Annotated in this window: 15 protein-coding genes and 1 pseudogene; 10 read left to right on the top strand and 6 right to left on the bottom strand. The window is 38.6% G+C overall.

The genetic code is table 11. The features are described 5' to 3' along the window. Nucleotides 1–2 precede the first annotated feature (2 nt). The 4 genes from EAL49_RS07020 to EAL49_RS07005 form a co-directional block, all read right to left on the bottom strand. Entirely contained in the window at nucleotides 3–266 is a 264-nt protein-coding gene (locus EAL49_RS07020) for a hypothetical protein (RefSeq protein WP_001177712.1), read from the bottom strand. A 10-nt stretch (nucleotides 267–276) separates the two neighbouring features. Next, on the bottom strand, nucleotides 277–561 hold the full coding sequence (locus EAL49_RS07015; protein ID WP_006563999.1) for a TrbC/VirB2 family protein: 285 nt from the start codon (nucleotides 559–561) through the stop codon (nucleotides 277–279). After that, nucleotides 558–1,037, bottom strand: a complete 480-nt coding sequence (locus EAL49_RS07010; RefSeq protein ID WP_034375662.1) for a hypothetical protein — start codon at nucleotides 1,035–1,037, stop codon at nucleotides 558–560. Before EAL49_RS07010 ends, EAL49_RS07015 begins: the two co-directional genes overlap by 4 nt. 103 nt (nucleotides 1,038–1,140) lie before the next feature. Then, a complete protein-coding gene (locus EAL49_RS07005; protein ID WP_120829601.1) occupies nucleotides 1,141–1,929 on the bottom strand; it encodes an integrase in 789 nt (262 codons plus the stop codon). Between the two features lie 74 nt (nucleotides 1,930–2,003). Here EAL49_RS07005 and EAL49_RS07000 point away from each other — a divergent pair, with 74 nt between their 5' ends. From EAL49_RS07000 to ilvE, 5 genes and pseudogenes are all read left to right on the top strand, one after another. Beyond that, on the top strand, nucleotides 2,004–3,974 hold the full coding sequence (locus EAL49_RS07000) for an HsdM family class I SAM-dependent methyltransferase (RefSeq protein WP_240461658.1): 1,971 nt from the start codon (nucleotides 2,004–2,006) through the stop codon (nucleotides 3,972–3,974). Next, nucleotides 3,971–5,195: pseudogene (locus EAL49_RS06995) on the top strand (restriction endonuclease subunit S). Before EAL49_RS07000 ends, EAL49_RS06995 begins: the two are co-directional and overlap by 4 nt. A 66-nt stretch (nucleotides 5,196–5,261) precedes the next feature. Then, on the top strand, nucleotides 5,262–7,937 hold the full coding sequence (gene polA / locus EAL49_RS06990) for a DNA polymerase I (RefSeq protein WP_162973136.1): 2,676 nt from the start codon (nucleotides 5,262–5,264) through the stop codon (nucleotides 7,935–7,937). Nucleotides 7,938–8,051: 114 nt separating this feature from the next. Further along, nucleotides 8,052–8,798: an outer membrane protein gene (locus EAL49_RS06985; RefSeq protein ID WP_115807133.1), complete on the top strand. Its 747-nt coding sequence runs from the start codon at nucleotides 8,052–8,054 to the stop codon at nucleotides 8,796–8,798. A gap of 51 nt (nucleotides 8,799–8,849) precedes the next feature. Then, nucleotides 8,850–9,872: a branched-chain-amino-acid transaminase gene (gene ilvE / locus EAL49_RS06980; protein WP_120829598.1), complete on the top strand. Its 1,023-nt coding sequence runs from the start codon at nucleotides 8,850–8,852 to the stop codon at nucleotides 9,870–9,872. A 4-nt stretch (nucleotides 9,873–9,876) separates the two neighbouring features. Here ilvE and EAL49_RS06975 read toward each other — a convergent pair whose 3' ends face one another. Further along, nucleotides 9,877–10,572, bottom strand: coding sequence for an outer membrane protein (locus tag EAL49_RS06975; RefSeq protein WP_120829597.1), 696 nt, complete (start codon nucleotides 10,570–10,572; stop codon nucleotides 9,877–9,879). A gap of 133 nt (nucleotides 10,573–10,705) precedes the next feature. Here EAL49_RS06975 and EAL49_RS06970 point away from each other — a divergent pair, with 133 nt between their 5' ends. The 5 genes from EAL49_RS06970 to EAL49_RS06950 are packed head-to-tail and all read left to right on the top strand — an operon-like array spanning nucleotide 10,706 to nucleotide 14,708. Next, nucleotides 10,706–11,839: an ABC transporter permease gene (locus EAL49_RS06970; RefSeq protein WP_120829596.1), complete on the top strand. Its 1,134-nt coding sequence runs from the start codon at nucleotides 10,706–10,708 to the stop codon at nucleotides 11,837–11,839. Next, nucleotides 11,839–12,624 (top strand): ABC transporter ATP-binding protein, encoded by a 786-nt coding sequence (locus EAL49_RS06965; protein WP_000994586.1) that lies wholly within the window; start codon nucleotides 11,839–11,841, stop codon nucleotides 12,622–12,624. Before EAL49_RS06970 ends, EAL49_RS06965 begins: the two co-directional genes overlap by 1 nt. After that, nucleotides 12,609–13,424, top strand: a complete 816-nt coding sequence (locus EAL49_RS06960; RefSeq protein WP_120829595.1) for an MlaD family protein — start codon at nucleotides 12,609–12,611, stop codon at nucleotides 13,422–13,424. The genes EAL49_RS06965 and EAL49_RS06960 overlap by 16 nt, the downstream gene beginning before the upstream one ends. Nucleotides 13,425–13,426: 2 nt before the next feature. Then, nucleotides 13,427–14,104 carry a hypothetical protein gene (locus EAL49_RS06955; RefSeq protein ID WP_120829594.1) on the top strand — a complete coding sequence of 226 codons (678 nt, stop codon included), beginning with the start codon at nucleotides 13,427–13,429 and terminating at the stop codon, nucleotides 14,102–14,104. Between the two features lie 16 nt (nucleotides 14,105–14,120). Then, the gene (locus EAL49_RS06950) at nucleotides 14,121–14,708 is read left to right on the top strand and encodes an META domain-containing protein (RefSeq protein ID WP_162973135.1); all 588 of its coding nucleotides are present in this window, start codon (nucleotides 14,121–14,123) and stop codon (nucleotides 14,706–14,708) included. 182 nt (nucleotides 14,709–14,890) lie between these two features. On the opposite strand, the gene EAL49_RS06945 is transcribed toward EAL49_RS06950, so the two are convergent. Next, entirely contained in the window at nucleotides 14,891–15,943 is a 1,053-nt protein-coding gene (locus tag EAL49_RS06945; protein ID WP_053575800.1) for a cytochrome-c peroxidase, read from the bottom strand. Nucleotides 15,944–15,956 lie beyond the last annotated feature (13 nt).

The raw sequence follows: 15,956 nt of genomic DNA, 5'->3' as shown, positions 1-15,956 counted from the left end.
CTTTAAGCATAAAATGAATTAGTTTTGGTTTTAATCTTAGAATGGGCGATTAAAATGTCGCTTATATCTTCATCAAAGAACTCCGCTATGCTAAAAACCAATAAAAAGCACACATACAGCATTAAAGAATTTAAAAAATCTAGCCAAGGTATCATTACAAAAGGAATAAATCCTGCGATTAAAAAGCTCTTAGCATTGAGCCAAAGAAACTTTTCTTTAGAACTGATTTCTTTGAGATTAGAAACTGAAATGCCGACTAATTGCATTTGTTTTCCTTTAAAAAATACTCATAAACCAATTAGCTAAGGCTGGGGCTTTAAAAAAGATTGCAGCGCCTATGGCAATAGCAAGGACTGTCATTAAGATTTCTTTCCATCTGTCTAAATTTTTCCATATGAAAATAGCAAGCCCTAAAAAAATGACCATCAAAATACCCTTAGCGGTGGGGCTAGTGAGTTGTTGTTCAATGCTATTAAAAAAGGTAGTCATATCCGCTTGTAATAAAGGTGGTGAAAAACCTAAAAAGGCGATAAGCTTTCTAAAATGCCTTAATTTTTTCATGCGATATTCCTTTCTTTTTTAATCACACAAAATTGAGCCATCACTTTATAAGATTGCTTGGTGAGCGTGAAATCTAGGTGGTAGACAACAAGTTCTTCATCTTTTTCTAAATTTTCTTCATTGACAACTTGTGCTAAATGAATGATTTGATTTTTTAAGGTTTGTATCATTTCATAGGTAAGAACCTTTAAGACACCGATTTGTTTGATTTGAGATAGGTTTAAAGTCTCTTTATCTTTTAGTAGGGCAAACTCGCTCTCAAAGGTAAAATGCCCTAAGCTATTCTCTAAATGCTTTTCTAGCAATGAGAAGTCTTTATCCCACAAATAGCTACAAGAAATTTCTGTTTCATTCTCTAAAGTTTGAGCGATTGGCTCTTGTTCTTTGTTTGAGTAAAACTTTTCTAAATGCTTTTTAATATCTAGAAATTCTTCATCAATTTGTATGGACTTCTTGTCTAGGATTAGTTCAATCATTGTATTCCTTTTGTTTTGTGTTTTCATATCCATTTGCGAAAAGTCAATTTGCAAAGTGTCTTTCCAATAAAACAAAAATCTAAAATTTCATATGGCGTCATTCTTAAGCACTCTCTTGAAAGTAGTTTGAAGCTTTGGGTGAGCTATTAATGGGTTCGCCCACACACTCTATGTCTTTTAATGCTTTTAAGAGATTTTTCTTCACAATAGCTGTTTGATAGAAACACAAATTGCTTGGAATGTCTTTGTTGGTTAAGTCTTTGTAAGTTAAAGTGTAAGTGGTGTTAGGATTAGAAATAGGCGTGAATTTTAAAACGACATTATTAGTTTTTTGCATAAACTCTTGGCTAGGAATGTGCATAATACATTCTTTTTTGTTAATTTTTACTCTCTCAATTTCTTTGGCAAACTTTTCTAAGAAACGCATAATCTGTAAGAAAAAAGGCGATGGGATATTGTTCTTTTGATTGGCTCCTACATAGTTATAGCCCTCTAATTCTCTGTAATCTTTAAGATACGCATACAAGTATCTTTGTTTTCCTTTAATGACTTCAATAAAACCTTGCTCTTCTAATATATTGACATTCTTTCTTAGAGTTCTTGCTACAACTTGCAAAAACATTTTGGCGTAATGTCTATCTAGGGCAATCTTATTAGACTTAGCATTAAATGCGAGCTTGTAGAGTATGTCTAATAATCTTTTAGCTCCTTGTCCGCCTACAAAGCTTATAGAACCTTGCCCATGCATAATGCTAGGATTAAAGAGTTTGTAGTCTAAATCTTTTTTAAACTCGAAATAATGCTCATGCGTGTTTTTAGCATAAGCAAGATTTGCCTTATAAAGTGTGTTTAACTCATCTTTATCTAAATTTGGTTTTAAAGTTTTTGCCATGTTTTCCAAGTCCCTTTCTATGAGACTTAGAGAAAAAACTAACATTCTAGTAAGAATTGACCAATTTAGGGCTTATGAAAAATAAGGATTTTAATGTTAAAAGCCAAATGAGTCCTAGCCTTAAAAACGCCCTTTTGAATGCGAGTAAAACCAAAGATAAAACTTCTTATGGCGAGCCAGATTTCAGCTTAGAAAAATACACGCACCCAAAAAATAAAGGAAGCGTTATCCCTATAATCATAGAAAACAAACTCTACGCTAAAAATTTAAAAAAGCTCAAAAACAGCGCGGTTGCAAACGATGACAATTCCATTTCAAAATTCGCCGTGAATGGGGCTTTACACTACGCTCAAAATATCTTAAGAGACAAAGAAAAATATAAAGAATGTATCGCCATAGGCATAGCCGGCGATGATGAAGAAAACCTTTTGATAGAAGTGTATTATGTTTTTGCAAGCGGGATCAATTCGCACAAGCTCACTAACGCTAAAAACTTGCATTTTTTAGAAAATCAAGAATCGTTTAACGCTTTTTATAAAGAATGCACGCTCACTGAAGAAGAAAAGCATTCTATTTTAATCAAAACCAAAGCCGATCTAAACGAAACCGCTAAAAAACTCAACCGCCTGATGCATAACCACAACATCACCGCACCTCAGCGCGTGCTATACGTGAGCGGCATGCTTTTGTCCATGCAAGAAATTAAGGGCAAAAAAGAGGGCTTAAAACCAAGCGATTTAAAAGGCGAAATAACCGACACTAGCCGTGATGGCGTTTTAGTGTTTAACCAAATCAGCGAATTTTTAAAAACCAAAAACTTGAGCGAAGAAAAACGAGATCTAATGCTCGCTAGTTTTAAAGAAATCAGAAAAGACCCGCAACGCGATAAAATAACGAGCCTGGATAAAGCCATAAGCATGCTTTTAGAAAAAGATTCAAGCATCACTAAGCAAATTTTTACCTTTCTTTATGAGTTTGTCCATAAGCCCATTAATGAAAGCGACAATACCGGTCATTTAGACATCATGGGCGAACTTTATAGCGAATTTTTAAAATACGCTTTAGGGGATGGTAAGGAATTGGGCATTGTTTTAACCCCGCCTTATGTAACTAAAATGATGAGCGAACTTTTAGGGGTTAACGCGAAGTCTTTTGTGATGGATTTGGCCGCAGGGAGCGCAGGATTTTTAATTTCTTCTATGGTGTTAATGATTGAAGACATTGAAAAAACCTATGGTAAAAACACCACTATAGCGAACGAAAAAATCAAAGCCATGAAAACCACGCAACTTTTAGGCGTGGAGCTTAACGCTGAAATGTTTTCTCTAGCCACCACTAACATGATTTTAAGAGGCGATGGATCAAGCTTAATCATCAAAGGCAACACTTTTGAAACCAATAAAAAGATTTATGAAGATTTTAAGCCCAATATCCTTTTATTAAACCCTCCTTTTAGCTACGAAGAAAACGGCATGCCTTTTATCAAGTTTGGGTTAGAGCATATGCAAAAAGGCGCTTTAGGAGCGATCATTATCCAAGATAGCGCAGGGAGCGGGCAAGCGTTAAAATCCAATGTTGAAATTTTAAAAAAGCATTCGCTTTTAGCGAGCATTAAAATGCCTACTGATTTATTCATGCCTCAAGCCGGGGTGCAAACAAGCGTCTATATTTTTAAAGCTCATGAGCCACACGATTATGAAAAGCCCGTTAAATTCATAGACTTTAGAAACGATGGCTTCAAACGCACCAAAAGAGGCTTAAATGAAACCTCTAACCCCACCAAACGCTACGAAGAAATCATTAAAATTTACAAAGCCGGCTTAAACGCTAAGGTTTCTAAAGAGCTGTGGGGCGCTTTAGAAACAATCTATATTGAAGACTTTATCGCTAAGCCACATGAAAACAAGCATGCTAAAGACTTTAATTTTGAAGCGCATCAAAAGAATGACACCAAACCCGAATTAGAGGATTTTAAAAGAACGATAGCCGATTACCTTTCTTATGAAGTGGGCTTGATTTTAAAAAACCAAACGCCCCCAAAGTGATAGGCCCCCTTAGTAGCCAACTCAACGCTATTAAGTGGGGCGAGTTCAGATTAGGGGATTTGTTTGAAGTGTTGTCAAGTAAGAAAATTTATCACGCTAACACGATAAAAATCCATGACACGCAAATAGAAAACAGCTATCCTTATGTCGTGCGCACTACAACCAACAATGGCATAAAAGGCTTTATTGTAGATGACCCTACATTTACTAATGAAAAAAATACTCTTTCGTTCGCGCAAGACACTTTCACCGTGTTTTATCAAAAACAACCTTATTTTACAGGTAATAAGGTTAAAATTTTAAAACCAAAATTTGCTTTCAAAAGCCCTAAAATTTTACATTTTATAAGCGCGATTTTACAATTTATTTTAAAGCCCTTGACTTGGGGGCTAGGCTCTACAACAGAAAGTATTGCAGAGTTTAAATTTTCTCTACCCCTAAAACCCACCGCTAACACTCAAACCCTTGAGGATATTGATTTTGATTTCATGGAAACATTCATAGCCGAACTTGAGCAGTGTCGGCTCGCCGAACTTCAGGCTTACTTAAAAGCTACAGGGCTAGAAAACACCACCCTTTCTAGCGATGAAGAAAACGCCCTCAATGTTTTCAATAATTCTGGGGAGGGGGGGTAATACCCCATGCGGCTTAACATGGCAAAGCTTCAGATTGGGGGATTTGTTTGAAATACGCCCCACAAAAGCCTATAATCTCACAAACTCTCATTTATTTGATAGTAACGCAAAAAACCCAGTCGTTACCAATTCTAGTTTGAATAATGGGATAAGCGGTTATTCTTCTTTAGAACCCACCGAAAAGGGCAATCAGATCACTTATAGCGATACCACGACTTCAGAGGGTATTTTTTATCAAAAAAGACCTTTTATAGGGTATTCGCATGTGCAAGGATTATACCCTTTAAAATACCATGAGTTTTGGAATGAAAAAACTTTACTCTATATCGTTGTTGCTTTTAAAAAAGTAGCTTGTGGGCGTTTTAATTATGGCAATAAATTCAATCGTAAAATTGCTAGTGAAATGTCAATCCTACTCCCCACCAAACAACATGGTAAAATTGATTTTCATTTCATGCGCACCCTCACCAACGCCCTGATGAAGCAAACCATTCAAGACGTGGCTCAATACTGCGGCGCTAAAATACAGGCTACAAAAGAAATCATCAGCCAAGAAACGCCCGTTCAAAAAGACTCGTTATTTTGAAAGAGATGAGGTCCAGCTTGTGTTACAATAAATTTAAAATTCGCTTGATTGAAAGAGAGTTGAATCATGGAGCAGCCAGTCATTAAAGAGGGGACTTTAGCGTTAATTGATACTTTTGCGTATTTGTTTAGAAGCTATTACATGAGCGCTAAAAATAAGCCTTTAACCAACGATAAGGGCTTTCCTACAGGGCTTTTAACGGGGCTTGTGGGCATGGTTAAAAAATTCTATAAAGATAGAAAAAACATGCCTTTTATCGTGTTCGCTCTAGAAAGCCAGACTAAAACTAAAAGAGCTGAAAAATTGGGCGAATACAAACAAAATCGCAAAGACGCCCCTAAAGAGATGCTTTTACAAATCCCTATCGCCTTAGAATGGTTGCAAAAAATGGGTTTTACTTGCGTGGAAGTGAATGGGTTTGAAGCCGATGATGTGATCGCCACTCTAGCCACGCTAAGCCCTTATAAAACGCGCATTTATTCTAAAGATAAGGATTTTAACCAGCTTTTGAGCGATAAAATCGCGCTTTTTGATGGCAAAACGGAGTTTTTGGCGAAAGATTGCGTGGAAAAATACGGGATTTTGCCGAGTCAATTCACGGATTATCAGGGCATTGTGGGGGATAGCAGCGATAATTACAAGGGGGTTAAAGGCATTGGGAGCAAGAACGCTAAGGAATTGTTACAGCAATTAGGGAGTTTGGAAAACATCTATGAAAATTTAGACTTGGCAAAAAATTTACTCAGCCCTAAAATGTATCAAGCCCTGATACAAGACAAAAAAAGCGCGTTTTTAAGCAAAGAATTAGCCACTTTAGAAAGAGGATGCATTAAAGAATTTGATTTTTTAAGTTGCGCTTTTCCTAGCGAAAACCCCTTATTGAAAATTAAAGATGAATTGAAGGAATATGGTTTTATTTCCACTTTAAGGGATTTAGAAAATTCCCCTTTAATTATAGAAAACGCCCCCATATTAGACAGCACGCCCGCCTTAGACAACGCCCCCACAAAATCACGCATGATTGTTTTAGAAAGTGCTGAGCCTTTGAGCATGTTTTTAGAAAAATTAAAAAATCCTAACGCTAGGGTTTTTATGCGTTTGGTGTTAAATAAAGAAAAAAAAGTTTTGGCCCTAGCGTTTTTATTACAAGATCAAGGCTATTTTTTACCCTTAGAAGAGGCGTTATTTTCGCCCTTTTCTGTAGAGTTTTTGCAAAACGCTTTTTCTCAAATCTTACAGCATGTGCAAATCATTGGGCATGATTTAAAACCCTTATTGAGCTTTTTAAAAGCCAAATACCAGGTGTCTTTGGAAAACATTCGCATCCAGGACACTCAAATTTTAGCGTTTTTAAAGAATCCGGAAAAAGTGGGGTTTGATGAAGTTTTAAAGGAATATTTAAAAGAAGAATTAATCCCGCATGAAAAAATCAAAGATTTTAAAACAACAAGCAAGGCGGAAAAATTAGAGCAATTGAATATGGAATTAAACGCTTTAAAGCGTTTGTGCGAATATTTTGAAAAAGGGGGATTGGAAGAAAACTTGCTTGCTTTGGCTAGAGACATTGAAACGCCCTTTATGAAAGTCTTAATAGGCATGGAATTTCAAGGCTTTAAGATTGATGCACCTTATTTCAAGCGCTTAGAGCAGGAGTTTAAAAATGAATTGCATGTTTTAGAGCGCCAAATTTTGGATTTAATCGGCGTGGATTTTAATCTCAATTCGCCCAAGCAACTTAGCGAAGTCTTGTATGAAAAATTAGAGCTTCCTAAAAATAAAAGCCATTCTACCGATGAAAAAAATTTGTTAAAAATCCTAGACAAGCACCCAAGCATCCCTTTGATTTTAGAATACAGAGAATTGAATAAGCTTTTTAACACTTATACCACCCCTTTATTGCGCTTAAAAGACAAAGACGATAAAATCCATACCACTTTCATCCAAACCGGCACAGCTACCGGGCGTTTAAGCTCGCATTCGCCTAATTTGCAAAATATCCCGGTGCGATCGCCTAAAGGCTTACTCATTCGTAAGGGCTTTATTGCCAGCTCTAAAGAATATTGTTTGCTAGGGGTGGATTATTCGCAGATTGAATTGCGCTTGTTGGCCCATTTTAGCCAGGATAAGGATTTAATGGAGGCGTTTTTAAGGGGGCGAGACATCCATTTAGAAACTTCTAAGGCGTTGTTTGGTGGAGATTTAGCCAAAGAAAAACGATCCATCGCTAAAAGCATTAATTTTGGGCTGGTGTATGGCATGGGGAGTAAGAAATTGAGCGAAACTTTAAACATCTCTTTAAATGAGGCTAAAAGCTACATAGAGGCGTATTTCAAACGATTCCCTAGCATTAAAGATTATTTAAACCGCATGAAAGAAGAGATTTTAAAAACTTCTAAAGCTTTTACTTTGCTTGGGCGTTATCGGGTGTTTGATTTTAATGGCGTGAATGACTATGTTAAGGGCAATTATTTGCGAGAGGGCGTGAATGCGATTTTTCAAGGGAGTGCCAGCGATTTATTGAAATTAGGCATGCTCAAAGTGAGCGAGCGTTTCAAAAATAACCCTTCGGTGAGGCTGCTTTTGCAAGTGCATGACGAATTGATTTTTGAGATTGAAGAAAAAAACGCCCCAGAGTTGCAGCAAGAAATCCAACGCATTCTCAATGATGAAGTGTATCCTTTGAGGGTGCCGCTAGAAACGAGTGCGTTTGTGGCGAATCGTTGGAATGAACTAAAAGGTTAGTTTTTTAATTGAGTTTAAGAAAAAATATATTATTATTTCTTTATAAGTAATACTTAGCCATTTTAAGCTAATATAATATAGAGCGATTATCAAAAAATAAAGGGAAAAGACTGAATGTTGAAAAGAATTATATTATTAGGGGCTTTGGGTGTTTTAGCGAACGCTGAAGAGAGTGCGGCTTTTGTGGGAGTCAATTACCAGGTGAGCATGATACAAAATCAGACTAAAATGGTGAATGACAACGGCTTGCAAAAGCCTTTGATAAAGTTCCCGCCTTATGCAGGAGCGGGTTTTGAAGTGGGCTATAAGCAATTTTTTGGCAAGAAAAAATGGTTTGGTGCGCGTTATTATGGGTTTTTTGACTACGCGCACAACCGCTTTGGCGTGATGAAAAAGGGTATCCCGGTGGGCGAGAGCGGGTTTATTTACAATAGCTTTAGTTTTGGGGGGACGACTTTAACCGAAAGGGATTCCTATCAGGGGCAATACTATGTCAATTTATTCACTTATGGTGTGGGGCTGGATACGCTGTGGAATTTTGTGAATAAAGAAAACATGGTTTTTGGTTTTGTGGTGGGGATCCAATTAGCCGGGGATAGTTGGGCAACGAGCATCAGTAAAGAGATCGCTAATTATGCAAAACACCACAGCAATTCCAGTTACAGCCCGGCTAATTTCCAGTTTTTATGGAAGTTTGGGGTCCGCACCCATATCGCTAAACACAATAGCTTGGAATTAGGGATTAAAGTGCCTACGATCACGCACCAGCTTTTCTCTCTTACCAACGAAAAGGGATACACCTTACAGGCTGATGTGCGCCGAGTTTATGCGTTTCAAATCAGTTATTTGAGGGATTTTTAACCCCTTTTTAGATACAATCGCACCTGAAACTATCCATTTAAAGGTGTGAAAATGGCAAATTTAGAAAATTTAGATTGGAAAAATTTAGGCTTTAGCTACATTAAAACGGATTTTCGCTTCATCGCTACTTATAAAAACGGCTCGTGGTCGCAAGGCGAATTGGTTAGCGAAAATGTGTTACAACTCAGCGAAGGCTCGCCGGTCCTACACTATGGGCAGGCTTGTTTTGAAGGCTTGAAGGCTTACCGCTCTCAAAAGGGGAAGGCTTTACTCTTTCGCCCTTTAGAAAACGCCAAACGCTTGCAAACTTCATGCGAAAGACTGCTCATGCCTAAAGTGAGCGAAGAGCTGTTTTTAAGGGCATGCGCTGAAGTAGTCAAAGCGAATCAAAAATGGCTCGCTCCTTATAAAAGCGGGGCGAGTTTGTATTTGCGCCCTTTTGTCATAGGCGTGGGGGATAATTTGGGGGTGAAGCCGGCTAGTGAATACCTTTTTATCGTGTTTTGCGTGCCTGTGGGGGCGTATTTTAAGGGGGGCATAGAAAAAGGGGGGGCGAGGTTTATCACTACGATTTTTGATAGAGCTGCACCTAAAGGCACAGGAGGGGTGAAAGTGGGAGGGAATTATGCTGCAAGCTTGTTAGCCCATAAAATGGCCACAGAGCAAGGCTATGATGATTGCATTTATTTAGACCCCACCACGCACACTAAAATTGAAGAAGTGGGGGCAGCGAATTTTTTTGGCATCACGCATGACAACGCTTTTATCACCCCGCATTCGCCAAGCATTCTGCCAAGCATCACCAGAAAAAGCTTGATGTTTTTGGCTAAAGAGCATTTGGGTTTGGAAGTGGAAGAAAAAGAAATTTTGATTGAAAAATTAGATGCATTTAAAGAAGCTGGAGCGTGCGGGACAGCCGCGATCATTACGCCCATTAAAGAAATCACGCACAACAACAAGTCTTATTTTTTTGAAGCGCCGGGCCATATCACTAAACAACTCTATGATTTGCTTTTATCCATCCAGCAAGGCGAGCAAGAAGCCCCTAAAGATTGGATTTTTGAAGTTTGCTAAAAGGTTAAAATTTATAGCTGTATGCCGCATAAAATAAGGGCGAAGTCTCAAAGCGTTTGGAGCTAGAAAGCAATCTTGCAGTGGGTAAGATTTTAAACCCTAATTCAATGCGGTGTCTTAAAAAAAGCGTGAGCATGACCCCCCCATTAATCGCTAAGCCCCCTGAAACCACAGAATGTTTAAAAAACTTGAAATTTTGCTTGTCGGTATAAACGACTAAAGCCCCCCTAGCTCCCCCAAACGCCCCCAGATAATGCTTATAACTCCCTAAAGGAAATTCCATAATCACATCCAAACCCACCGCAAGCATGGTAAAAAAAGAGTTTGTAGGATCGTTATGGCTTTGGTAATTCACTTTTCCTGACCCAAGATCCCATGCAAAAACCCCCCTAATCCCGATGTATTTTTTAAAAAAACTTTGCACGCCGGTTTTTAAATCAAGCGTGGCGATCCAATCTTTCATTTCCTTGCCTTGATAGTCCTTAATGGCCTCTACAGCGCCAAACCCTCCTAAAAAATACCACCCGCTTTTTTTGCGCGTGAGCTTTTGGCGGTTAATGATGCTTCTATAGAGCTTTTCATGGGCTTCTTGGTAATTTTTTTTAGGGGTTTTATTATGCAAAATAGGCATTGCATCAAGGGGCGAAATAACCAAACCCCCTATTAAGAAAACACAAAAAAAAATGATTTTTTTAAACATTTTAAAAATAATCAATCCTTTATTAAACAGAATATTGTTTAACCTTTTGTTTTATCATTGTGTTAAAATAGCCGTTTTAACAAACAAGATTTTGTTAATAGATTTTACCTAATCTAAGAGAGAATATATTTTAATGAAGACAGAGAAACAAAAATTTTTAGAAATGCGTAAAGATGGGGCGAACTCTGTGCTGATTTTAAGAGGGGATTGGGATTTTAAAACGAGCGTGTTTCGTTTAGATGAGTTGAAAAAAAATTTATTAGATCATCAAGGGCCTTTAAAAATGGATTTTTCAGGGTGCCAAAAAGTGGATTTTGTTTTTGGCATGTTTTTATTTGATTTAGTCAAGGAGCGTTCTTTAAACATTGAATTGTGCAACGTGAGCGAGAATAACGCATGCGCTTTGAAAGTGGTTAAAGACTGGCTTGAAAAAGAAGAGGATTTAGAGTCTAAAAAAGCGGGCAAAAAATACGAACTTTTGATCACTAAATTGGGTAAGAGTATCGTAGAAACTTACAACACCTTTTTAAACGCATTCAATTTTTGTGGCATGATTTTATTTTACTTCATTAAAAGCGTTTTCAACCCCAAACGCTTTTGCATCACTCCTTTGCTCTATCATATCAATGAATCCGGGTTTAAGGTTTTGCCAGTGAGTATTTTAACGGTGTTTATCGTGGGGTTTGCCGTTGCTTTACAAGGGGCTTTACAATTACAAGACATGGGCGCGCCTTTAATGTCGGTGGAAATGACGGCTAAACTCGCTTTAAGAGAAATCGGCCCTTTTATTTTAACCCTCGTGGTGGCCGGGAGGAGCGCGAGCAGTTTTACCGCGCAAATTGGGGTGATGAAGATCACTGAGGAATTAGACGCGATGAAAACCATGGGCTTTAACCCTTTTGAATTTTTAGTGTTGCCTAGGGTGTTGGCCTTAGTGATTGTTTTGCCTTTATTGGTGTTTATCGCTGATGCGTTCGCCATTCTTGGGGGCATGTTTGCGATTAAATACCAATTGGATTTAGGCTTTCCAAGCTATATAGACAGACTGCATGACACAGTGGGTTGGAATCATTTTTTGGTAGGGATTGTCAAGGCTCCTTTTTGGGGGTTTGCGATTGCGATGGTGGGGTGCATGCGCGGGTTTGAAGTCAAGGGGGATACTGAGAGCATTGGGCGCTTGACCACTATTAGTGTCGTGAACGCTTTGTTTTGGATCATTTTCTTAGACGCTGTTTTTTCTATCATCTTTTCTAAGTTGAACATATAATGAACGCTACTAACAATCAAGTCTTAATTGAAGTCAAGGATCTCCATAGCGCTTTTGGAAGCACCATTATTCATAGGGGCGTGAGTTTTAGCGTGCATAAGGGCGAAGTGATGGCGATTTTAGGGGGTTCAGGGAGCGGAAAAAGCACGCTTTTAAGGTGCATGATCTTACTCAATCGCCCTACAAAAGGGGAAGTGTTGCTTTTTGGGGAAGATATATGGAAACTCAAAGAAAGAGAGCAGCAAAAGATTTTTAACCGCTGTGGGATTTGCTTCCAGTTTGGCGCGCTCTATAGCTCTTTAACGGTTTTAGAAAATGTGGGCGTGATGCTAGAGCAATACGGCGCTTATTCTAAAAAAATTGTTGAAGAAATTTCTAAAATGTGGATTGAAAGAGTGGGTTTGCCCCCTAGGGCTTACCACCTTTACCCCTATGAATTGAGTGGGGGGATGAAAAAGCGCGTGGGTATAGCTAGGGCTATGGCGACTAATCCGGAGATCTTATTTTTAGATGAGCCAACAAGCGGGCTGGATCCTTATAGCGCGGGCAAATTTGACGAACTGATTATGACACTCAAAGAGAGCTTGCAACTTACGGTGGTGATGATCACGCATGATTTAGACTCCGTGCATGATTGCGTGGACAGGTTTATCATGCTCAAAGACGGGCTATTAGAGTTTAATGGGGATTTAAAGGATTTTATTAAAAAAGCTCAAACTCAAGGGCTAGATGAAGGCAATTTATTCAATTCAACACGAGGAGAGAAATTTTGGAAAGGCATGTGAATTACACTTTAATCGGCGGGCTCTTCTTTTTATGCTTAGTGTGCATGGTAGGCTTTATTTTATGGCTAGGCCATTTGGGATTAGATGACGGGAAGTATTATGAATACGTGGTCTATACGGACAAAGACTTGGGAGGCATTGCGACCAACTCGCCCGTTAATTACAAAGGGATTCAAGTGGGCAATGTCATCAAGGTGGGTTTTGCAAAGGATAAAGTGGGGGTTGTCCGTTTGGATTTGATGATTAAATCCAGCGTTAAGATCCGTAAAGACTCCAAAGTTGCGGTTTCTTCTAGGGGGCTTATGGGGTTAAAATTTTTAGCCTTAGAGCAAAGCCGCAATGAAGAATTTTATGGCAGTGGCGATAAAGGGGAGCGGATTTTGATCTTTAAAGAAGGGCTTATAGATCGCTTGAGCGTGGATGCTAATCAAGCGATGCAAGAAGTGATGAAAGCGATTAAAAACGTGAATAAGATTTTAGATGATGAAAATGTGGAAAAATTCAAGCACATTCTCGCTTCAGTAGATGATCTCATCGCTAACTTGGATTCAAGAAAGACGCAATTTGACGCCTTGATTGGCAACGCTAACAATCTTGTTTCTAATGTCAATAATGTGGCTTTAGATGTGGATAAACGCCTAAAACAGGGGCAATACGACTTTAAGGCGATGTTTACTCCCTTAATCATGCAAGCGCAGTTGAGCTTAAGAAACATTGATAATTTTGTGGAAAAAGGCTCTGCTTTGATAGACAAATTTGACGCTAACCCCTATAAAACGATTTTTGGAGAAAGGAAATAATCATGAGAGCTACGGCGATAAAAATCTTTTCACTCTCATCAGCATTAGCGTTGTTGCTTCAGGGTTGCTTGAGCATCAATTTAAAACAAATGTTGCCAGAGATCAGAACTTATGATTTGAACGCGAGTTCTTTTGAGATCGCGCAATGCGCTAAACCTTTGACTGAAGTAAGGCTCATTAGCATTTTGAGCGCGGATTTATTCAACACTAAAGAGATCGTGTTTAAAGCCAAAGACGGGCAGATCACGCATGGGAAACACCAAAAATGGATAGATTTGCCTCGCAACATGCTCAAAACGATGTTCATGCAAGAAGCGCAAAAAGCGTGCTTGGGCGTGGCTTTGCCCCCTTATGGTGCAGGTGCTCCCACTTATGCGGTTCGTTTTACGATTTTGTCGTTTTCTCTTTTAGAAAAAGAAAATTCTACTTATAGGGCAGAATTTGCGCTCGGGTATGATATTAGCGTGAAAGGCGCTTCGCATTCTGGAGTGATCATTAAGCATGAAAATATTTCTAGCTTAGAAAATAAAACGACTAAAACGAGTAAAAATGACAATCAAGATTTTCAAGAAAGCGCGATACAATCCCTCCAACATGTCAGCACACAAGCGATGCAAGAAGCGATTTCTTTGATTAAAAAAGCCATTGAAGCGCAAAGCGTAAACCCGTTAAAAAACTAAAATAAGGAGGAACTATTTGAATTTACGATTGGCTGGAGCAAGCGTTTTAACAGCTTGTGTCTTTTCTGGGTGTTTTTTCTTAAAAATGTTTGATAAAAAACTTTCTAGCAACGATTGGCATATCCAAAAAGTAGAGATAAACCATCAAGTCTATGACATTGAAACCATGTTAGCCGATAGCGCTTTTAGAGAGCATGAAGAAGAGCAAGACGCTTCTTTAAATACCGCTCTACCTGAAGATAAAGCAGTGATTGAAGCCAAAGAACAAGAGCGGAAAGAAAAAAGAAAACACTGGTATGAGCTTTTTAAAAAAAAGCCAAAGCCTAAAAGCTCTATGGGAGAGTTTGTGTTTGATCAAAAAGAAAATCGTATTTATGGCAAAGGCTATTGCAACCGGTATTTTGCCAGCTATGTATGGCAGGGCGATAGGCACATTGGGATTGAAGACAGCGGGATTTCAAGAAAAGTGTGTAAAGATGAGCATTTAATGGCGTTTGAATTGGAATTTATGGAGAATTTTAAGGGTAATTTTACGGTAACTAAGGGCAAAGACACGCTCATTTTAGACAACCAAAAAATGAAAATTTATTTAAAAACGCCTTGAGTGGGTTTTTGATTTCAACAATCTAAAACCACTAAATTAGGGATTAAAAAGAAATTTTTAAGCGCTTTTTAAGGGATTGTCGCTTGTTTTTTGAAAGCTTTTTATTATTTTGATCGCAAAAGATGCTTTGAGCGGTTTTTAGATTTGGTGCCAAAAGCCCCCTTAAAAAAGACTTCTTAAAATCAAAAAGAGGGTTTAGGGGTTTTGTCTGTCATTACAGGGAGTTCTGGATAGAGTATTTTAGGTTTTTTACCCCTTAAGGCTCCAAAGAAAGTTTCAATTTTTTTCGCTTCTTCATCGCTGATTTCAATGCCTAACTGGATAGAGCCCATTTCTTTAATCGCATCTTTAACATCCCAGAATTGCCCGTTATGGAAATAAGGCATCGTTTCGGTGATATTCCTTAAAGTAGGCACTTTCACAAGCCCGTTTTTATCGCCTTTGAAATCGCCCACATTAGCGAATTTATAAGGTTTGACCACCCCAAAAGGCTGCATCGTTCCCCCAAGATTGATGCCGTTATGGCAAGCCACACAGCCTTTAGAAATGAATAAATCCAGCCCTTCTTTTTCGGCTTTACTGAGCGCTTTAGGATTGCCTCTTAAAAAATCATCGTAACGGCTTGGGGTAATGAGCGTGGCCTCAAACATAGCGATACTATCAGCGATCAATTTAAAATCAATTTTGACTTTAGAGCCATAGGCTTTTCTAAAGAGCTTGACATAGCCTGGCATGGAATTGATTTTTTCTACCACCACTTTAGGGTCAGCCCCCATTTCAAAAGAAGATTGGATCGGCCCTTGCGCTTGTTCGTTTAAATGCGTAACCCTACCATCCCAAAACTGCACATCGTTAAACACAGAGTTATACACCGTTGGGGAGCTTAAAAGGTGGGGGTTTTTCTTCCATTGAGAACCTACCGCACTTGGGACTAAATCCACTCCGCCTAAGCCCAGATTATGGCATGTGTTGCAAGACACGAGATAGGAAGTGGAGATCCTGGGGTCAAAATAGAGCATTTTGCCTAATTCCACTTGAGCGGAGGTCATGATTTCGCTGTTTTTAGCGCCAATACCCACATCTCTGGTTTTTTTAATCTGGTATTCTTTGAGCGCTTTGCCCATAGGCATGGGTTCTAACTGGCTTTCCCTCGCTTTTTTAATCAATTCTAAATCGTTTAGGGCATGAGCGCAAGAAAAAGCCAAGCAAACGCCCAACAAAATGGATTTTTTCATGATAAACTCCTAA

The sequence above is a fragment of the Helicobacter pylori genome, assembly GCF_003637665.1.
Taxonomy (GTDB): Bacteria; Campylobacterota; Campylobacteria; order Campylobacterales; family Helicobacteraceae; genus Helicobacter; species Helicobacter pylori_CK.
The sequence above is the reverse complement of the archived record's forward strand: the minus strand, read 5'-3'. Positions and strand labels throughout refer to the sequence as shown.